This is a genomic window from Ligilactobacillus salivarius DSM 20555 = ATCC 11741 (genome assembly GCF_001435955.1).
Taxonomy (GTDB): domain Bacteria; phylum Bacillota; class Bacilli; order Lactobacillales; family Lactobacillaceae; genus Ligilactobacillus; species Ligilactobacillus salivarius.
In genome coordinates this window covers 153,352-169,401 of sequence record NZ_AYYT01000002.1, presented here as the reverse complement: position 1 = coordinate 169,401, position 16,050 = coordinate 153,352, and the positions used below count along the sequence as shown (strand labels likewise).

General features: G+C 31.4%; 14 protein-coding genes. All 14 read left to right on the top strand.

What is annotated here, in order from left to right:
• Positions 1 to 41: 41 nt before the first annotated feature.
• The 14 genes from FC55_RS01970 to hprK all read left to right on the top strand — a co-directional run bounded on the left by FC55_RS01970 (position 42) and on the right by hprK (position 16,044).
• Positions 42 to 1,871 carry an APC family permease gene (locus FC55_RS01970; protein WP_003700646.1) on the top strand — a complete coding sequence of 610 codons (1,830 nt, stop codon included), beginning with the start codon at positions 42 to 44 and terminating at the stop codon, positions 1,869 to 1,871.
• Between the two features lie 150 nt (positions 1,872 to 2,021).
• The gene (locus FC55_RS01965) at positions 2,022 to 3,113 is read left to right on the top strand and encodes a glycosyltransferase family 4 protein (protein ID WP_003700645.1); all 1,092 of its coding nucleotides are present in this window, start codon (positions 2,022 to 2,024) and stop codon (positions 3,111 to 3,113) included.
• A 79-nt stretch (positions 3,114 to 3,192) separates the two neighbouring features.
• Positions 3,193 to 4,530: a DEAD/DEAH box helicase gene (locus FC55_RS01960; protein WP_034983089.1), complete on the top strand. Its 1,338-nt coding sequence runs from the start codon at positions 3,193 to 3,195 to the stop codon at positions 4,528 to 4,530.
• Positions 4,527 to 5,213: a ComF family protein gene (locus tag FC55_RS01955; protein ID WP_003700642.1), complete on the top strand. Its 687-nt coding sequence runs from the start codon at positions 4,527 to 4,529 to the stop codon at positions 5,211 to 5,213. The genes FC55_RS01960 and FC55_RS01955 overlap by 4 nt, the downstream gene beginning before the upstream one ends.
• 179 nt (positions 5,214 to 5,392) lie before the next feature.
• Positions 5,393 to 5,947 (top strand): ribosome hibernation-promoting factor, HPF/YfiA family, encoded by a 555-nt coding sequence (hpf, locus tag FC55_RS01950; protein ID WP_003700641.1) that lies wholly within the window; start codon positions 5,393 to 5,395, stop codon positions 5,945 to 5,947.
• Between the two features lie 123 nt (positions 5,948 to 6,070).
• Positions 6,071 to 7,249 carry a CynX/NimT family MFS transporter gene (locus FC55_RS01945; protein WP_003700640.1) on the top strand — a complete coding sequence of 393 codons (1,179 nt, stop codon included), beginning with the start codon at positions 6,071 to 6,073 and terminating at the stop codon, positions 7,247 to 7,249.
• Between the two features lie 123 nt (positions 7,250 to 7,372).
• Positions 7,373 to 9,736: a preprotein translocase subunit SecA gene (gene secA / locus FC55_RS01940; RefSeq protein WP_003700639.1), complete on the top strand. Its 2,364-nt coding sequence runs from the start codon at positions 7,373 to 7,375 to the stop codon at positions 9,734 to 9,736.
• A gap of 74 nt (positions 9,737 to 9,810) precedes the next feature.
• Positions 9,811 to 10,942 (top strand): peptide chain release factor 2 gene (gene prfB / locus FC55_RS01935; protein WP_099452466.1). Its coding sequence is split into 2 segments (ribosomal slippage): positions 9,811 to 9,894 and positions 9,896 to 10,942, totalling 1,131 coding nucleotides; the frame shifts between segments, so codons are not numbered across the junction.
• A gap of 159 nt (positions 10,943 to 11,101) precedes the next feature.
• Positions 11,102 to 12,229, top strand: coding sequence for a PDZ domain-containing protein (locus FC55_RS01930; RefSeq protein WP_003700637.1), 1,128 nt, complete (start codon positions 11,102 to 11,104; stop codon positions 12,227 to 12,229).
• Positions 12,230 to 12,244: 15 nt separating this feature from the next.
• Complete coding sequence (locus tag FC55_RS01925; RefSeq protein ID WP_003700635.1) at positions 12,245 to 12,946, top strand: response regulator transcription factor; 702 nt, start codon at positions 12,245 to 12,247, stop codon at positions 12,944 to 12,946.
• On the top strand, positions 12,946 to 14,331 hold the full coding sequence (locus FC55_RS01920) for a sensor histidine kinase (RefSeq protein ID WP_003700634.1): 1,386 nt from the start codon (positions 12,946 to 12,948) through the stop codon (positions 14,329 to 14,331). The genes FC55_RS01925 and FC55_RS01920 overlap by 1 nt, the downstream gene beginning before the upstream one ends.
• Before the next feature lie 12 nt (positions 14,332 to 14,343).
• Positions 14,344 to 14,682, top strand: coding sequence for a PspC domain-containing protein (locus tag FC55_RS01915; protein ID WP_003700633.1), 339 nt, complete (start codon positions 14,344 to 14,346; stop codon positions 14,680 to 14,682).
• 3 nt (positions 14,683 to 14,685) lie between these two features.
• Entirely contained in the window at positions 14,686 to 15,039 is a 354-nt protein-coding gene (locus FC55_RS01910) for a phage holin family protein (RefSeq protein ID WP_003700632.1), read from the top strand.
• A gap of 72 nt (positions 15,040 to 15,111) precedes the next feature.
• Entirely contained in the window at positions 15,112 to 16,044 is a 933-nt protein-coding gene (hprK, locus tag FC55_RS01905; RefSeq protein WP_003700631.1) for an HPr(Ser) kinase/phosphatase, read from the top strand.
• The last annotated feature ends 6 nt before the right edge of the window (positions 16,045 to 16,050 follow it).

Genomic DNA, 16,050 nt, shown 5'->3' with positions numbered 1-16,050 from the left:
AAAAGAGAAAAATAGATAATTAAATTAAGGGAGCAATTATTATGTGGCGTTACTTAAAAAGATTACTTATTGGGGAGCCGCTTAAGACAACAGAAGAAGGCGGCCAAGCGTTAACAAAATTTAAAGCTCTAGCATTACTTTCATCAGATGCTTTATCATCAGTTGCTTATGGTACAGAACAAATTACAACAGCTTTATTTGTTTTATCTGCAGCAGCTACATGGTATGCAGTTCCAGCAGCAGGGATAGTATTGATTTTACTTTTTGCAATAACTATGTCATATCGACAAATTATCCATGCGTATCCTTCTGGTGGTGGTGCTTATGTTGTTGCTACGCAGAACTGGGGAACAGGTGCTGGATTAGTAGCTGGAGGTTCCTTATTAGTTGACTATATGCTTACGGTAGCTGTATCTGTAACATCTGGTACAGAAGCAATCACTTCTGCGATACCTTCTTTGAGGGCTCATAGTGTAGGTATATCTATTTTAATTGTCCTGTTCATTATGACTTTGAATTTAAGAGGATTGCGTGAATCAGCTTCATTTTTGACGGTTCCAGTATATTTCTTTGTAATTATGATTGTAGCTTTGGTGGGTTGGGGATTGTTTAATATCTTCACAGGTAATATCCACTATGCTGCAGCTGCGCATGTCGGTCAAGCAGTTCCTGGAATGTCAGTGCTTTTATTCTTAAAAGCTTTTTCTGCAGGTTCTTCCTCATTAACAGGGGTTGAAGCTATTAGTAATGCAGTTCCAAACTTTAAGAAACCTAAACGTAAAAATGCTGCTAATACATTAGGAATTATGGCATTGATTTTGGGTATCTTCTTTGCTGGAATTACATTCTTAAGTTATTACTTAGGTATTTTACCTAATTCCAAGCAAACAGTTTTATCACAAATAGGTATTGCCGTATTTGGGCATGGAGTGCTATTTTATCTATTACAATTGGCAACTGCGATGATTTTAGCTGTTGCTGCTAATACAGGTTTTTCAGCATTCCCAATCCTTGCATATAATCTTGCCAAGGATAAATTTATGCCACATATGTTTATGGACAAGGGTGATCGCTTAGGATACTCTAATGGTATTATTGCATTGGCAATTGGCGCGATTACTTTGATTTTAATTTTCCATGGACAAACTAATCTATTGATACCTTTATATGCAGTAGGTGTGTTTGTGCCATTTACTTTATCTCAGTCTGGAATGATCATTCATTGGTTTAGAGAACGAGGTAAACATTGGATTTTAAACTCAATGTTTAATTTGGTAGGTGCTCTAATTTCATTGGCTCTAGTTATTTTCTTGTTCTGGTTACATTTTGCAAATGTATGGCCATATTTGATTATCATGCCAGCATTGATTTTTGGATTCTATAAGATACACGATCACTATGTGAAGATTGCCGCTCAATTAAGATTAAGCAATGATGCTCAATTGCATGATTATGACGGTTCAACTGTTATTGTATTAGTTAGTTCTGTAACTCATGTAACTACTGGTGCTATTAACTATGCTCGTTCAATTGGTGACTATGTAATTGCTATGCATGTTTCGTTTGATACTAACCCTAAAAAAGAACACGAAACTGCTAAGGAATTTAAGGAATCATTTGGTGATGTGAGATTTGTTGATTTACATTCATCTTATCGTTCGGTTCAAACACCTGTTATTAGATTCTGTGATGTTATTGCTAAGAAAGCTGCGGAAAGAAATTATTCAGTTACAGTCTTAGTACCTCAATTTGTACCTAAGAAACCTTGGCAAAATATCTTGCATAACCAAACAGCATTACGTTTAAGAACAGCTTTGAATTCTCGAGAAAATATCATTGTTTCAACTTATAATTATCATTTGAAAAAATAATTAAAATAAGGATTGGCGATGTTAAATTGTCAATCCTATTTTATTTTAGGTATTAATGACTAATTTGATAAGTTATGATAAGATAGCGGTATATAATAAATTGTTAAAACATAGTTCTACATATAGTTAGAACTTAAGAAAGAGGATAATATGTATAGAATTATAGCATCTCTATTTGCAACAATGATTCTATCAGCTATTTTGACTCCGTTTATAAGATTGTTAGCATTTAAAGTAGGAGCTGTTGACAATCCAAATGCTCGTCGTGTAAATAAGGTTCCTATGCCGACAATGGGTGGATTAGCTATTTTTCTAGCATTTAATGTGACTAATTTTCTTTTATTGAGAAAGCAATACCCAATCGAACAATTGTGGGCATTATTGTTAGCAGAATGTATAATTTTAGCTACTGGAATAATAGATGATATTTATGAATTAAAACCTAGACAAAAAATATATGGAATAACTTTAGCAGCTTTAGTAGTATTTTTTATTGCTAAAATTAAAATGACAACTATTACATTGCCATTTTTAGGCACAGTAACTTTAGGGTGGTTAAGTTTACCAATAACACTAATATGGATTTTAGCAATTACTAATGCAGTTAATTTAATTGATGGATTAGATGGATTAGCAACTGGAGTAGCAATTATTGCTTTATCTACCAGTGCAGTTACAGGGTATTTCTTTTTAAATGTAACTAATACTTTCATATCAATAATGATGTTTACGTTAGTAGCAGCATTGATAGGATTTTTGCCATATAATTTTCATCCTGCTAAGATATATTTAGGTGATACGGGATCTTTATTTATAGGTTTCATGATCTCGGTTTTTGCATTATATGGTTTGAAGAATGCGACATTTATTACAATAATAATTCCAGTTATTATTTTAGGAGTACCAATAACTGATACTGTCTATGCAATTTTACGAAGAATTTTAAATAAAAAACCAATTTCACAAGCTGATAAGCATCATTTGCATCATAGACTAATGCAAATGGGATTGAGTCATAGACAAACCGTATTAGTTATTTATGGAATAGCATTGATTTTTTCATCTATTTCATTGCTATATCCTATTTCTAGTTTTTGGGGCTCTGTTTTATTGACAGTGGCTACACTATTGGGATTAGAAATTTTTGTTGAGGTTATTGGATTAGTTGGTGAATCACGACGTCCATTATTGAATTTTATAAAAAAAATAGTTCTTTTGTCTGAAAATAAAATAGAAAAATAAAAAATGACAGAAAATATTTAGCATTTTCTGTCATTTTTGCGTATATAGAAAGTAGAAAATATTGGGAGGGCAAGTATGGATGGATTTTAATGAAATGGTTGGTCGTTTAGTAGTAGTCGATAAATCGGAAGAAAAAATAATGTCATCTGATAATATTGAAATTTATCAAGCAATTAAGGTTTTTAAAAATAAAATAAAATGTAATCGTTGTGGGAAAGTAACAACTAAGGAAAGAGCTAAATTACCTTATGATAATTACTATTGCCCGAAATGTATTGTTTTAGGAAGAGTCAGTACATTGAATAATTTAGTTCATGTTATTGAGGATAATCATTTTAATAAGGTTGATGAAATTTTAACGTGGGACGGGAAATTGTCTAAATTTCAAGAGGTATGCTCTAATGAACTAATTAATATAATTGGAAAAAATACGGAGCATTTATTATGGGCTGTTACGGGGGCTGGAAAAACTGAAATGTTATTTAAACCAATAGCTGAAGCTCTAAGAAAAAAATTTCGTGTAGCGATTGCTTCTCCTAGAGTGGATGTATGTAATGAATTATACCCACGTTTAGATAAAGCTTTCAAAGAGATTGATAAAATTCTTTTGCATGGAAGAAGTGAAGAAGTATATAGATATACTCAACTGGTAGTATGTACAACACACCAATTATTAAAATTTAAAGAAGCTTTTGATGTACTGATAATTGATGAAGTCGATGCTTTTCCATATGTTAATAATAAAGAATTGTTATTTGCAACTAAACAGGCTATTAAGAAAACAGGGACTCTTATTTATCTAACTGCTACGCCTAGTAATGAGTTGGCAAAAAAGATAAAAAGAGGGAATATATCTATAAGTTATTTACCAATGAGATTTCATCAAAATGCTTTACCTACTATAAAAGTAGAATTTACGAATAATTGGTGGGGATTTATTTTACAAGGGAAATTGGATACAAAAATTAAAAAGTATCTAAAAAAATGGGAGCAAAATGGAAAGCAGTTCTTAGTATTTGTACCTCATGTTGCTATGTTAAATAAAGTAAGAGAAGTAATTAAAGCAGTCTTAGCTAGTAAAATAAAAGGTGATACAGTTCATGCAGCTGATGAATATCGAATTGAAAAAGTACAAAAAATGAGAAACAAAGAGTATACGTATTTAATAACAACAACAATTTTAGAAAGAGGAGTTACTTTTCCGGAAATCGATTTACTAGTGTTAGGTGCTGACAATAGTGTATTTTCAACATCTGCTTTAGTTCAAATTGCTGGGAGGGTTGGGCGCAGTGTTAGTAGACCAGATGGTGATGTAATATTTATCTGTGATAGATATACAAGAAAGGTAAAAGATGCACAAAAGCAAATAGAATTTTTAAATAAAAAAGCTAAAAAATTGAGAGAAGGTATCTCATGAATTGCTTATTATGCAACAACACAATTGATTTTAAATTAAATATTAAATGGATTTTATCGTTAGAAAAATATAAGCGAGATAATGTTTGTAAAAGATGTAGAGAAGAATTGGGAAAATGTAAGATAGATAATGCTTGTGAAGGATGTGGGAGAGAACAAAAAAAGTTGTTATTATGTAATGACTGCATTAAGTGGAAAAATAATAACAAAATCTTATTGAATAATAAGTCGATATATACATATGATAATTTAATTATCAAAAAATACTTCGAAAGATATAAGTTTATGGGAGACTATTATTGGAGAAAAATTTTTAACATAGAGTTTAAAAATTTTATAACGAATAACTATCCTTCTAAAGATTGGATATATATTCCTATTCCAGTGGATGAATATACAATGCAACATAGAGGTTTCAATCAAGTAGAAGGATTAATAGGAGATCTACCTTATTCAAGAGTTTTGAAAATGAAGAAATTAAAAAGGGATAAAAAGCAGTCAGAAAAAAGTAGAAGTGAGCGTTTGAAAACACAACAACCATTTGAATACATAGGTGATAAACTACAAGGAAATTATGTCATAATAGACGATGTTTATACAACAGGAAGAACTCTATATTATGCTCAAGAATTACTACTAAAAAATGGAGCTAGTAGAGTATGTTCAGTAACTTTAGCAAGATGAGTTAAAAAATTATTGTAAACTTAAACAAAATTTATAAAGAAATTACATAAAACTTGATAAATTTATTTGATAATTTAAACGCTTTCTATTATAATATAGGTAGAAAGAGTGATAAAAGTTTTTTTATTTACTCTCTATATAAGTCTAATAAGACTTAGTTGTGAAAGGAGAGGTTTACCATGTTAAAAATCAATGTTCGTGGTGAAAATATTGAAGTTACAGGAGCAATCCGTGAATACGTTGAAAAGAGATTAGCAAAATTAGAGAAGTTCTTTGATAATACTGCTGATTCAACGGCTCACGTAAACTTAAAGGTGTACTCAGACAAGACTGCAAAGGTAGAAGTAACAATTCCATTGCCATATCTTGTTTTGAGAGCAGAAGAAACCTCACCTGATATGTATGCAAGTATTGATCTTGTTACAGATAAGCTTGAACGCCAAATTAGAAAATACAAGACTAAAGTAAATCGTAAGTCTCGTGAAAAAGGCTTTAAGAATTTTGAATTTGCACCTGTTGCAGATGAAAAAGAAGAAGTAGAAGATAAGAAGTTTGAAATTGTTCGTACTAAGCGTCTATCTTTGAAACCAATGGACAGCGAAGAAGCTGTATTGCAAATGGACATGTTAGGCCATGATTTCTTCATCTATGAAGATGCAGAAAATGGTGGTATAAATATTGTATATCGTCGTCGCGATGGCCGTTATGGTTTAATTGAAGCTAGTGAAGACTAAGCTTGATTAATAATTAATTGCTCTAAATACTCCATAGATTAGTCTATGGGGTATTTTATTTTGATGAGCAATGCTATAATTTTTCTTAATGATACGATAATTATTTTGTGAGGATGAATATAAATGTCGAAAGTAAGAAATAATTTTGCTTGGGAAATAGTGTTAATTGCATGCAACTTAAGATTAGCAATTATAATTCTTACACCTTTAATAGATAAAATAGGAGAAACATTCAAGCTATCTACAGTTCAATTAGGGATACTTACTACGATACCATTATTATGTTTTGGTTTTATATCGATATTAATTTCTTTGTTAATTAAAAAAATTGGAACTAGAAGAACAATAATAATTGGTTTATTTTTGTTGATGCTAGCCAATTTTTTCAGAATATATACCGAAAGTCTGATTTTTGTAGGTACATTATTTGTTGGTGTAGCAATAACTATTTTAAATGTGACGTTACCGGCTTTGGTTGTAGATTATGCTGAAGAAAAATCAGCATTTTTAAATGGATTATATATAGCTACTAGCAATTTAATTTCTGCTTTAGCAGGAGGTGTGATAGTTCCACTGTCAAATCTAGTAGGTTGGGAAAATGCAATTCAAGTATTTTCATTGCCTGCATTAATTGCTGGAGTTGGAGCAATTTTGTTACCTAAAAAAGAAATTGAATTAGATAATAAAGTAGAAATTCTTGAAAAAGAAAAGGTATGGCAAAGGCATGCTATCTGGTTGTTAGCAATTTTTATGGGATTGCAGTCCTTAGTTTTTTACACGTTGGTAGCATGGTTACCAAGTGTTTTAGTAAATCATGGAATCTCTCCTGTAACAGCGGGATGGATGTTTGCAGCATTTCAAATGATAGGATTCCCATTTTCGTATGTAGTTCCTAAATTAGCAAGTAGATTAAAGAGTGCACGATTGACAATGCTATTATTATTAGTGGGATATATTTTAGGTGTGGGAATGCTAATTGTTGTCAAAGATAATTTATGGTTGTTATTGCTAGCTTGTTTAATAAATGGAATAACAACAGGAACAAGTTTTGCATTATCTTTATATCTAATTACTGTTTTTTCAAGTAGTAAGGAAGAAGTTGGGCAAGTTAGTGGTTTTGTCCAATCTATAGGTTACTTACTGGCAAGTTCTGGCCCGGTTATTTTTGGAATTCTTAAAGACACTTTTAATAATTGGAATACGACTTTATTGTGTTTATTATTAGTAGCAGCATTTACAGCCACAATTGGGTTAATTATGATAAGAATGGGAAGACAACATTTTTTACGATTAAATAAGTAATTTGAAATTAAGGAATTTATTAAGTGTGATTATTTAATTTCAAAGTGATTAATGGTAAAATTAAAGTTAGTTTACAAATTTGGAAATAGTTTAATTTTATTGAGGATTGGAAGGAATTGACATATGGCAAATCTTCTTAAACGTTGGGTGGAAAGTGATAAACGAGAACTTAAACGCCTAGGAAAAATTGCTGATAAGGTAGAATCATATGCTGATGAATTTGGTGCTTTATCAGATGATGAATTAAAAGCAAAAACAGAAGAATTTAAAAAAAGATATCAAGATGGAGAAAGCTTAGATGATTTATTACCTGAAGCTTTTGCTGTCTGCCGAGAAGGTGCAAAAAGGGTACTAGGTTTGTATCCATACCATGTTCAAATAATTGGTGGTATCGTTTTGCACGAAGGTAATATTGCAGAAATGAAAACAGGTGAAGGTAAAACTTTGACTGCTACAATGCCAGTATATTTGAATGCTATTTCTGGTAAAGGTGTTCATGTTGTTACTGTTAACGAATATTTATCTGAACGTGATGCCACAGAAATGGGAGAGTTATACACATGGTTAGGGCTAACTGTTGGTTTGAACTTAGCTGATAAATCACCAGAAGAAAAGCGTAATGCTTATAATTGTGATATTACTTATTCAACTAATAGTGAACTTGGTTTTGATTATTTGCGTGATAACATGGTTGTTTACAAGGAAGATATGGTTCAACGTCCATTGAATTTTGTTATCGTAGACGAAGTTGACTCTATTTTAATTGATGAAGCTAGAACACCATTGATTATTTCTGGTCAAGCAACAGGAACGACAACTCTTTATACTAGAACTGATCGTTTTGCTAAGACTTTGACAGAAGATGAAGATTTCAAGATTGATTTGGAATCAAAGACAGTTTCATTGACAGAAGATGGTATCCGTAAAGGTGAAAAATATTTTGGATTAAAGAACTTATATGACCCAGATAATATGGCACTAAACCATCATTTGGATAATGCTCTACGTGCTAATTACATCATGTTAAGAGATAAAGATTATGTTGTACGTGATGGTGAAGTTCTAATTGTTGATCAATTTACTGGACGTATTATGGATGGACGTCGTTATTCTGACGGATTACACCAAGCTATTGAAGCAAAAGAACATGTTGAAATTGAAGAAGAAACAAAGACAATGGCTAACATTACTTATCAGAACTTCTTCAGAATGTATAATAAACTTTCTGGAATGACAGGTACAGCTAAGACAGAACGTGAAGAATTCCGTGAAATTTATAATATGGAAGTTGTATCTATTCCTACAAACAAACCAATTGCTCGTGTAGACAAGCCTGATTTGTTATATCCTACACTAAAGAGTAAATTTAATGCAGTAGTAAGAGATGTAAAAGCACGTCATGAAAAAGGACAACCTGTTTTAGTAGGTACAGTTGCAGTTGAAACTTCTGAATTATTGTCTAAGATGTTAGACGATGAAGGCATACCACATTCTGTTTTAAATGCTAAAAATCATGCTCGTGAAGCTGAAATTGTAATGAATGCTGGTCAACGTGGTGCGGTAACAATTGCTACTAACATGGCTGGTCGTGGTACTGATATCAAACTTGGACCTGGTGTTCGTGAATTAGGTGGATTAGCTGTTATTGGTACTGAACGTCATGAATCGCGAAGAATTGATAATCAGTTACGTGGACGTTCAGGTCGTCAAGGAGATCCAGGTGTTACTCAGTTCTATCTATCATTAGAAGACGATTTAATGTTGCGTTTTGGATCGGAACGCATTAAGAACTTCTTGGAAAGAATGAAAGTTAGTGATGACGATGCAGTTATTCAATCTAAGATGATAAGTCGTCAAGTAGAATCAGCACAAAAACGTGTTGAAGGTAATAACTATGATACTCGTAAGCAAGTTCTTCAATATGATGATGTTATGAGAGCTCAACGTGAAGTTATTTATGCTCAAAGACAACAAGTAATTATGGAAGAAAAGAGCTTGAAACCAATAATTATGCCTATGATTGAAAGAACTGTAAAGCATACAGTTTTGATGCATACTCAAGGTGATAAGAGTGAATGGAATTTGCAAGGTATTTTAGATTTTGCTGTTTCTGCAATGGTTAATGAAGACACTATTAGTTTAGGTGATTTGGTAAATAAAACACCAGATGAAATTGTTGACTATTTAATGAAACGTGCAGAAGATATCTATGCTGAAAAAGAAAAGCAATTGTATGATGAAAGTCAAATGTTAGAATTTGAAAAAGTTGTAATTCTAAGAGTTGTTGACTCATTGTGGACAGATCATATTGATGAAATGGACCAATTAAGACAATCTATTGGTTTGCGTGGATATGGACAATTAAATCCATTGGTAGAATATCAACAAGATGGTTTCAGAATGTTTGAACAAATGGTAGGTGCAATCGAATATGATGTTACTCGTTTGTTCTTGAAAGCTGAAATTAGACAAGACATAAAGCGATAATAAACAGTAAAGACTGGAAAGAAGTTCTTCTTTCTAGCCTTTATAGTATACAGACTAAATTATTGATAGGAGCGATGATTTTGAACTTAGAATTAAGTGAATATAAGAAAAATATTGCTGAAATGAGTAATAAAGTTAGTGAATTTAGGAGGTCTCTTTGACTTAGATGCTTTAGAAGAAAAGATTGCAGAAAATGAAGCAAGGATGGCAGAGCCAGGATTTTGGGATGATCAAGAAAAAGCACAAGAGGTTATTGCTGAAAATAATGATTTAAAGGCAAAATTTGAGACATTTCATGAACTAGCGGAATCTATTTCAGATTTAGGAGTATCGTTAGAGTTATTACAAGAAATTCCAGATGATGAGGAATTACAAGCAGATTTAGAAGAAAATTATCAACATGCTGAAAAATTGTTACAATCATATCAATTAAATATGTTGTTAAGTGAAAAGTATGATAAGAATAATGCTATTTTAGAAATTCATCCTGGAGCAGGTGGTACCGAATCTCAAGACTGGGGATCAATGCTACTAAGAATGTATACACGCTGGGCTAGTCAACATGATTTTAAAGTTGAAACTGTAGATTATCAACCAGGCGATGATGCTGGTATAAAAAGTGTAACGCTTATGATAGAAGGAAAAAATGCTTATGGTTATCTACGAAGTGAACGAGGAGTTCATAGATTAGTACGTATTTCACCATTTGATTCTGCCGGAAGACGTCATACCTCATTTGCATCTGTTAATGTTATGCCAGAACTTGATGATTCTGTTGAAGTTGAGTTAAGACCTGAAGATATAAAAATGGAAGTCTTTCGTGCTAGTGGAGCAGGTGGACAGCATATTAATAAAACTTCTTCAGCTGTTAGACTTATTCATATACCAACGGGAATAGTTGTTTCAAGCCAGGCACAACGTTCTCAATTTCAAAATAGAGCAACTGCAGAAAATATGTTACGTGCTAAGTTATATCAATTGGAGGTGGAAGAAAAAGAAAAGCAACGTGCTGCTATTCAAGGAGAACAATTAGATATTGGTTGGGGTTCCCAGATTAGATCATATGTCTTCCATCCATACTCAATGGTCAAAGATCATCGCACTGATTATGAAACTGGAAATATTCAAGCAGTTATGGATGGAGATTTAGATCCATTTATCAATGCTTATTTACAATGGAAGCTGCAACAAGCTAATCCACAATAATTGTTGTATAAAAATAAAACTATAGAAGTTAAAGCACCAATAAATCAGTAGTTAGCAAGACTGATTATAGGTGCTTTTTTATTATGTGATATTTTTGTCAATGAATTACAAAATTTGATATACTTAAATTGAACTATGTCTTGAGGAGGGGACGTTAACTTGTTAATTTTAAAACTTATAGGTAGTTACTTATTGACACCTGTTCTATGGTTAGGAATATTGTACGTAATTATTAGTTATAATCAGAGAATTAATAAAGAAAGAAAACAATTTAGAGTTGCGATAAATAAGGATTTTTATGAGGGACGAAATTTCATAAAATATGGTCTGTTCTTTTTTGTGATGGGAAGTTTAATTTCCATGATATTAGGACTAACCTTGCCTACAAATAGTGTATACATATATCAAATTTTAATAGTACTGGCGTTTTTAATAAATGGATTTTCAACAACAAGCATGTTATTAGTTATGACTGCAGCAGGTATATTAGAGTTAGTTGTCCCAAGATTCATTACATTTTTTGGAGATGTATTTCCAGAAATATCAGGGCCTAGTTGGCTATTGTTAATATTTATTTCAATATTAGCCGATTATTATCTAACGAGAAATATGAAGAAGCATCCATTAAGTCCAAGGATAAAAAGTGGAAAACGTGGTAGAAACATTGCTACATATTTAGGAAGAGAAACGGTTGTGTTTCCACTGTTGGCATTAATCCCTAGTGGTACTCTCTCTAGCACTTTGAATTTTTGGCCAGTTTTTAATATTGGTAATCAAAAATTTTCGTTAATTCTATTTCCAATTTTTATAAGTACGAGCGTTAAAGTTATAAAAAGAGCTAAGGAACGAGTAATACAAGATAAATTAAAGAATACTGAATTACTTTTAGGTTTAACTTTTGTTTTAATAGTATTAACTAAATTTATGTCAAAACTATTTTTGATTAGTTTGATAATTTTGACAGTAGTATCGATATTTTTGGAAATTAAACTTAGAAAGAAAGAGAAAAATGCCAATTCTTGGTATGTGGAAACAGATGAAGGAATTAGAATCATTTCAGTTCAGCCAGAGACACCTGCAGCAAAAATGAAGTTGCAGCCGGGAGATGTTATTTTGACATGCAATAATAGAGTAGTAAATTCTGAGGAAGAATTTTATCAAGCATTACAACTAAACTCTGCATATTGCCATGTTAAAGTGAGAACTTATGAGGGAGATTTACGAATTGCGGAAAGTGCCATTTTCATGGATTCTCCTCATGAAATCGGCTTAATTTTATTCCACTAGTTAGAAGGTGAAAATATGGCAAAAGTATTGGTTGTAGATGATGAACAAGCAATAACAACATTGTTGAAATATAATTTAGAAAAGGCAGGCTATGAAGTTAAAACCGTTAATAATGGAAATGATGCATTAGATGAAGGATTAACTGGCAAATACGACTTTATAATCTTAGATCTAATGTTGCCAGGAATTGATGGAATTGAAATTACTAAGAGAATAAGACAAGAAAAGATAACAACATATATTCTTATTCTTACTGCTAAGGACGATGAATATGATAAGATCATTGGACTGGAATTAGGTGCTGATGACTATTTGACTAAACCCTTTTCACCACGTGAAATTGTTGCTAGGTTAAAAGCGGTCAAAAGAAGAGTGGAACATTATTCTGATAATTCAGAGAAGGATTCCAAAAATAAGTATTACTTTGGAAACTATATGGTAAATCTTGATAGTTATGAATTGAGAGATAAAAATAATAATTTAATTAAGTTAACTCCTAAAGAATTCGAATTGCTTGTATATTTTTTAAGAAAAAAAGGTAGGGTTTTAGGACGCGAAGAATTGTTGAACAATGTTTGGGGATTTGACTATATCGGTCAAACAAGAATGGTAGATATGCATGTCAGTCATTTACGGGAAAAAATAGAGGAGAATCCTAAGAAACCTATTTTTTTAAAAACCGTTAGAGGCTTCGGCTATCGCTTTGAGGACGAATAATGAGTAAAATTAGACTTGTTTTATTAAATATTGTTTTGGTTCTAATATCAATGCTAGGTGCAGTATTGATAATGGTTGATTTTAAAAAATCGGTTCTATCAGAGTTTTTGGAAAGAGAATCGTGGATACAAATTATAATTGCTGTTGTAGTACTTGTAGTATTAGATACAGGAATTGATTTGTGGAATAGTAGAAAACAAAGAAAAGAGATAGAGAGATTAAATAAGAAAATTATAGAAGATATCAAATTAACTGATAATGTGATAGATAAGAAGAATCCTTATTATGAGTTATCTCAATCTATAGGTTATGTTCAAGATAAACAAAATAAGCTTTCTAAAAAATATGATAAAAGAAAAAGAGAATATTTGAGTTTATTAGAATATATCGATATTGGAATATTAGTTATTGATTATAAAAATAGATTAACAATGTCTAATGAATTAGGAAAAGATTTTTTTGATTTTGACAATGAATGGAAAAATCAAGATTATCAAAATTATATTTACAATCTCGATGTAAGAAAATTAATTGAGCAAGTTAAGTTAACCAAGGAAGATAAGAAAAAGCAGATTGTATTAAAAATTGATACAGTTCAAAAAATTGTTGAGACAAGTGCTATCTATATTCCAATAGATTCTAAGCGCTACTTAATAATGCTAATGTTACGAGATTTAACAGCTCAAAAAGAAATGGAAAAAAAGCAATTAGATTTTGTGGGAAATCTTAGTCATGAAATAAAAACGCCTATTACTGCAATAACAGGATTTAGTGAGACACTATTAGATGGTGCTCTAGATGATAAAGAAGTTAGTAAACAATTTATTGAAATTATTCATGATGAAAGTACCAAACTCTCGAACTTAGTTGATGATATGATAACTATTTCTAGATTAAACGAGCATGGAAGTTTGAATATTGAGTTGGTGAATATCTTTAAGTTGGTTAAAGATACATTACAATTATTTAGTCATGAAATTGAGAAAAAAGGATTGAATGTTAGGATAGAAATAGATGAAGAATTAAGTTTATATTGTGATAAATTGAAATTAAAGCATATTATCACTAATTTAATTCAAAATGCAATTCGATATAATTTAGAAAATGGAGAAATAAAAATTAAGGTCCAAAATGATAAAAAAAATGAGTGGGTCTTTGTCATCAGTGATACAGGTATTGGTATATCGGATAAAGATAAAGAAAGAATCTTTGAGAGATTTTATCGTGTAGATAAATCACATAGTAAAACAGTTGGTGGAACAGGATTAGGTTTAGCTGTTGTAAAAGAATCAGTTGATGCTTTATCTGGAAGAATAAAAGTTAAAAGTCAAATTAATAAAGGAACAACATTTTATGTGATTTTACCGAGATTTAAGGCAAGGTAGGGATAGCAATATATGAAAAAATTATACAGATCAAATAGAAATCGTATAGTTGGTGGAGTTTGTGGTGGTATTGGTGAATATTTAGGAATAGATGCTAAGTATGTCAGAATAACTTTTGTAGCTTTGACGATTATTACTAGTATTTTTAGACCACTGTCTATGGTCGTACCCGGAATTTATATTATTATGATGTTAGCAATTCCAGTAAAAAAAGTTAATAGAGATGATTTTGACTCAACTTTTGATCCATTCTCATATTTTGAGAAAACAGATGATGTTAAAGAAGAAAAAGGTAGAAAAACATTAACAAATGTTACTGAAAAGGACATTAAAGATGATAGAAAGGATTAAACAATGTATTTAGGTTTTTGGAAGAGAGTTTTGATAAATGGCATATTTTTCATAGCGATTGCTGGTTTATATAGCTCAGGGCTACATGTGGCCAATGTTTGGGTAGCATTCATGGCTGCTTTTGTTTTAGGATTGTTAAATACGTTTGTAAAACCATTTTTAATAATTTTATCTTTACCGATAACTTTGTGGACAATGGGGCTATTTTATTTTGTAATCAATGCTTTATTACTAGAATTGACCTCAGTTGTAATGAAAGGTGCATTTTATTTTACAAGTTTTGGTTCAGCACTAATTGTTGCGATTATCATGAGTATTGTAAACTTAATTGTGACAAATTATTTTATGAATAGATAAAGTAGTGAAACCGGTTTATAAAAATGATAGAATATAGATAGAAGTTATTTACTTCTGAATGGAGGGAAGATAATGAATAGTGTTTCAGTAGCTAACTTGGTAGAAGCTATTAACTTAACTGTTTATTCTGGAGAAGAATATCTAGAAGAAAAAAAGATTACTACAAGTGATATCTATCGTCCTGGTCTAGAACTTACAGGATATTTTGAATATTATCCAGAAGAACGTATCCAGTTATTTGGAATGACAGAAGTCTCATACGCTCATCAATTGACTGAAAAAGATTTACAAGATGTTGCGGAAAAATTATGTGCTTCAAAGACACCTTGTTTAGTAATTGCTAGGGATCTAAAGGTGCCAGCAGAATTAGAAAAATCAGCGAAAGCCAATAATATTCCGATTTTATTATCTAGCTTACCAACAACAAGATTGTCATCAAAAATGACGGATTATCTTGAAGGAAAGTTAGCTGAGCGAAGAGCAATGCATGGAGTACTAGTAGATATCTATGGCTTAGGTGTCCTAATTACTGGAGATTCAGGTGTAGGTAAATCAGAAACTGCACTTGAATTAATAAAACGTGGGCATCGTTTAATAGCTGATGATAGGGTCGAAGTATGGCAACAAGATGAACAAACTGTTGTTGGTGAAGCACCACAAATTTTGCGTCATTTATTAGAAATTAGAGGAATTGGAATCATTGATGTCATGAATTTATTCGGTGCTGGTGCTGTTAGACAAGACACAGATATATCATTGATTGTTCATCTTGAAAATTGGAGTAAAGATAAGCAATTTGATCGTTTAGGTTCAGGAGAACAAAGTCAGCAAATTTTTGATGTATCAGTTCCAAAAATTACTATCCCAGTAAAAATTGGACGAAATTTAGCTATTATTATTGAAGCCGCAGCGATGAATTTCCGTGCAAAAACAATGGGATATGATGCAACTAAAGCATTTGAGAGAAATCTTAACAATTTAATTAAAGAGAATTCAGAAAATTAGAGGTGT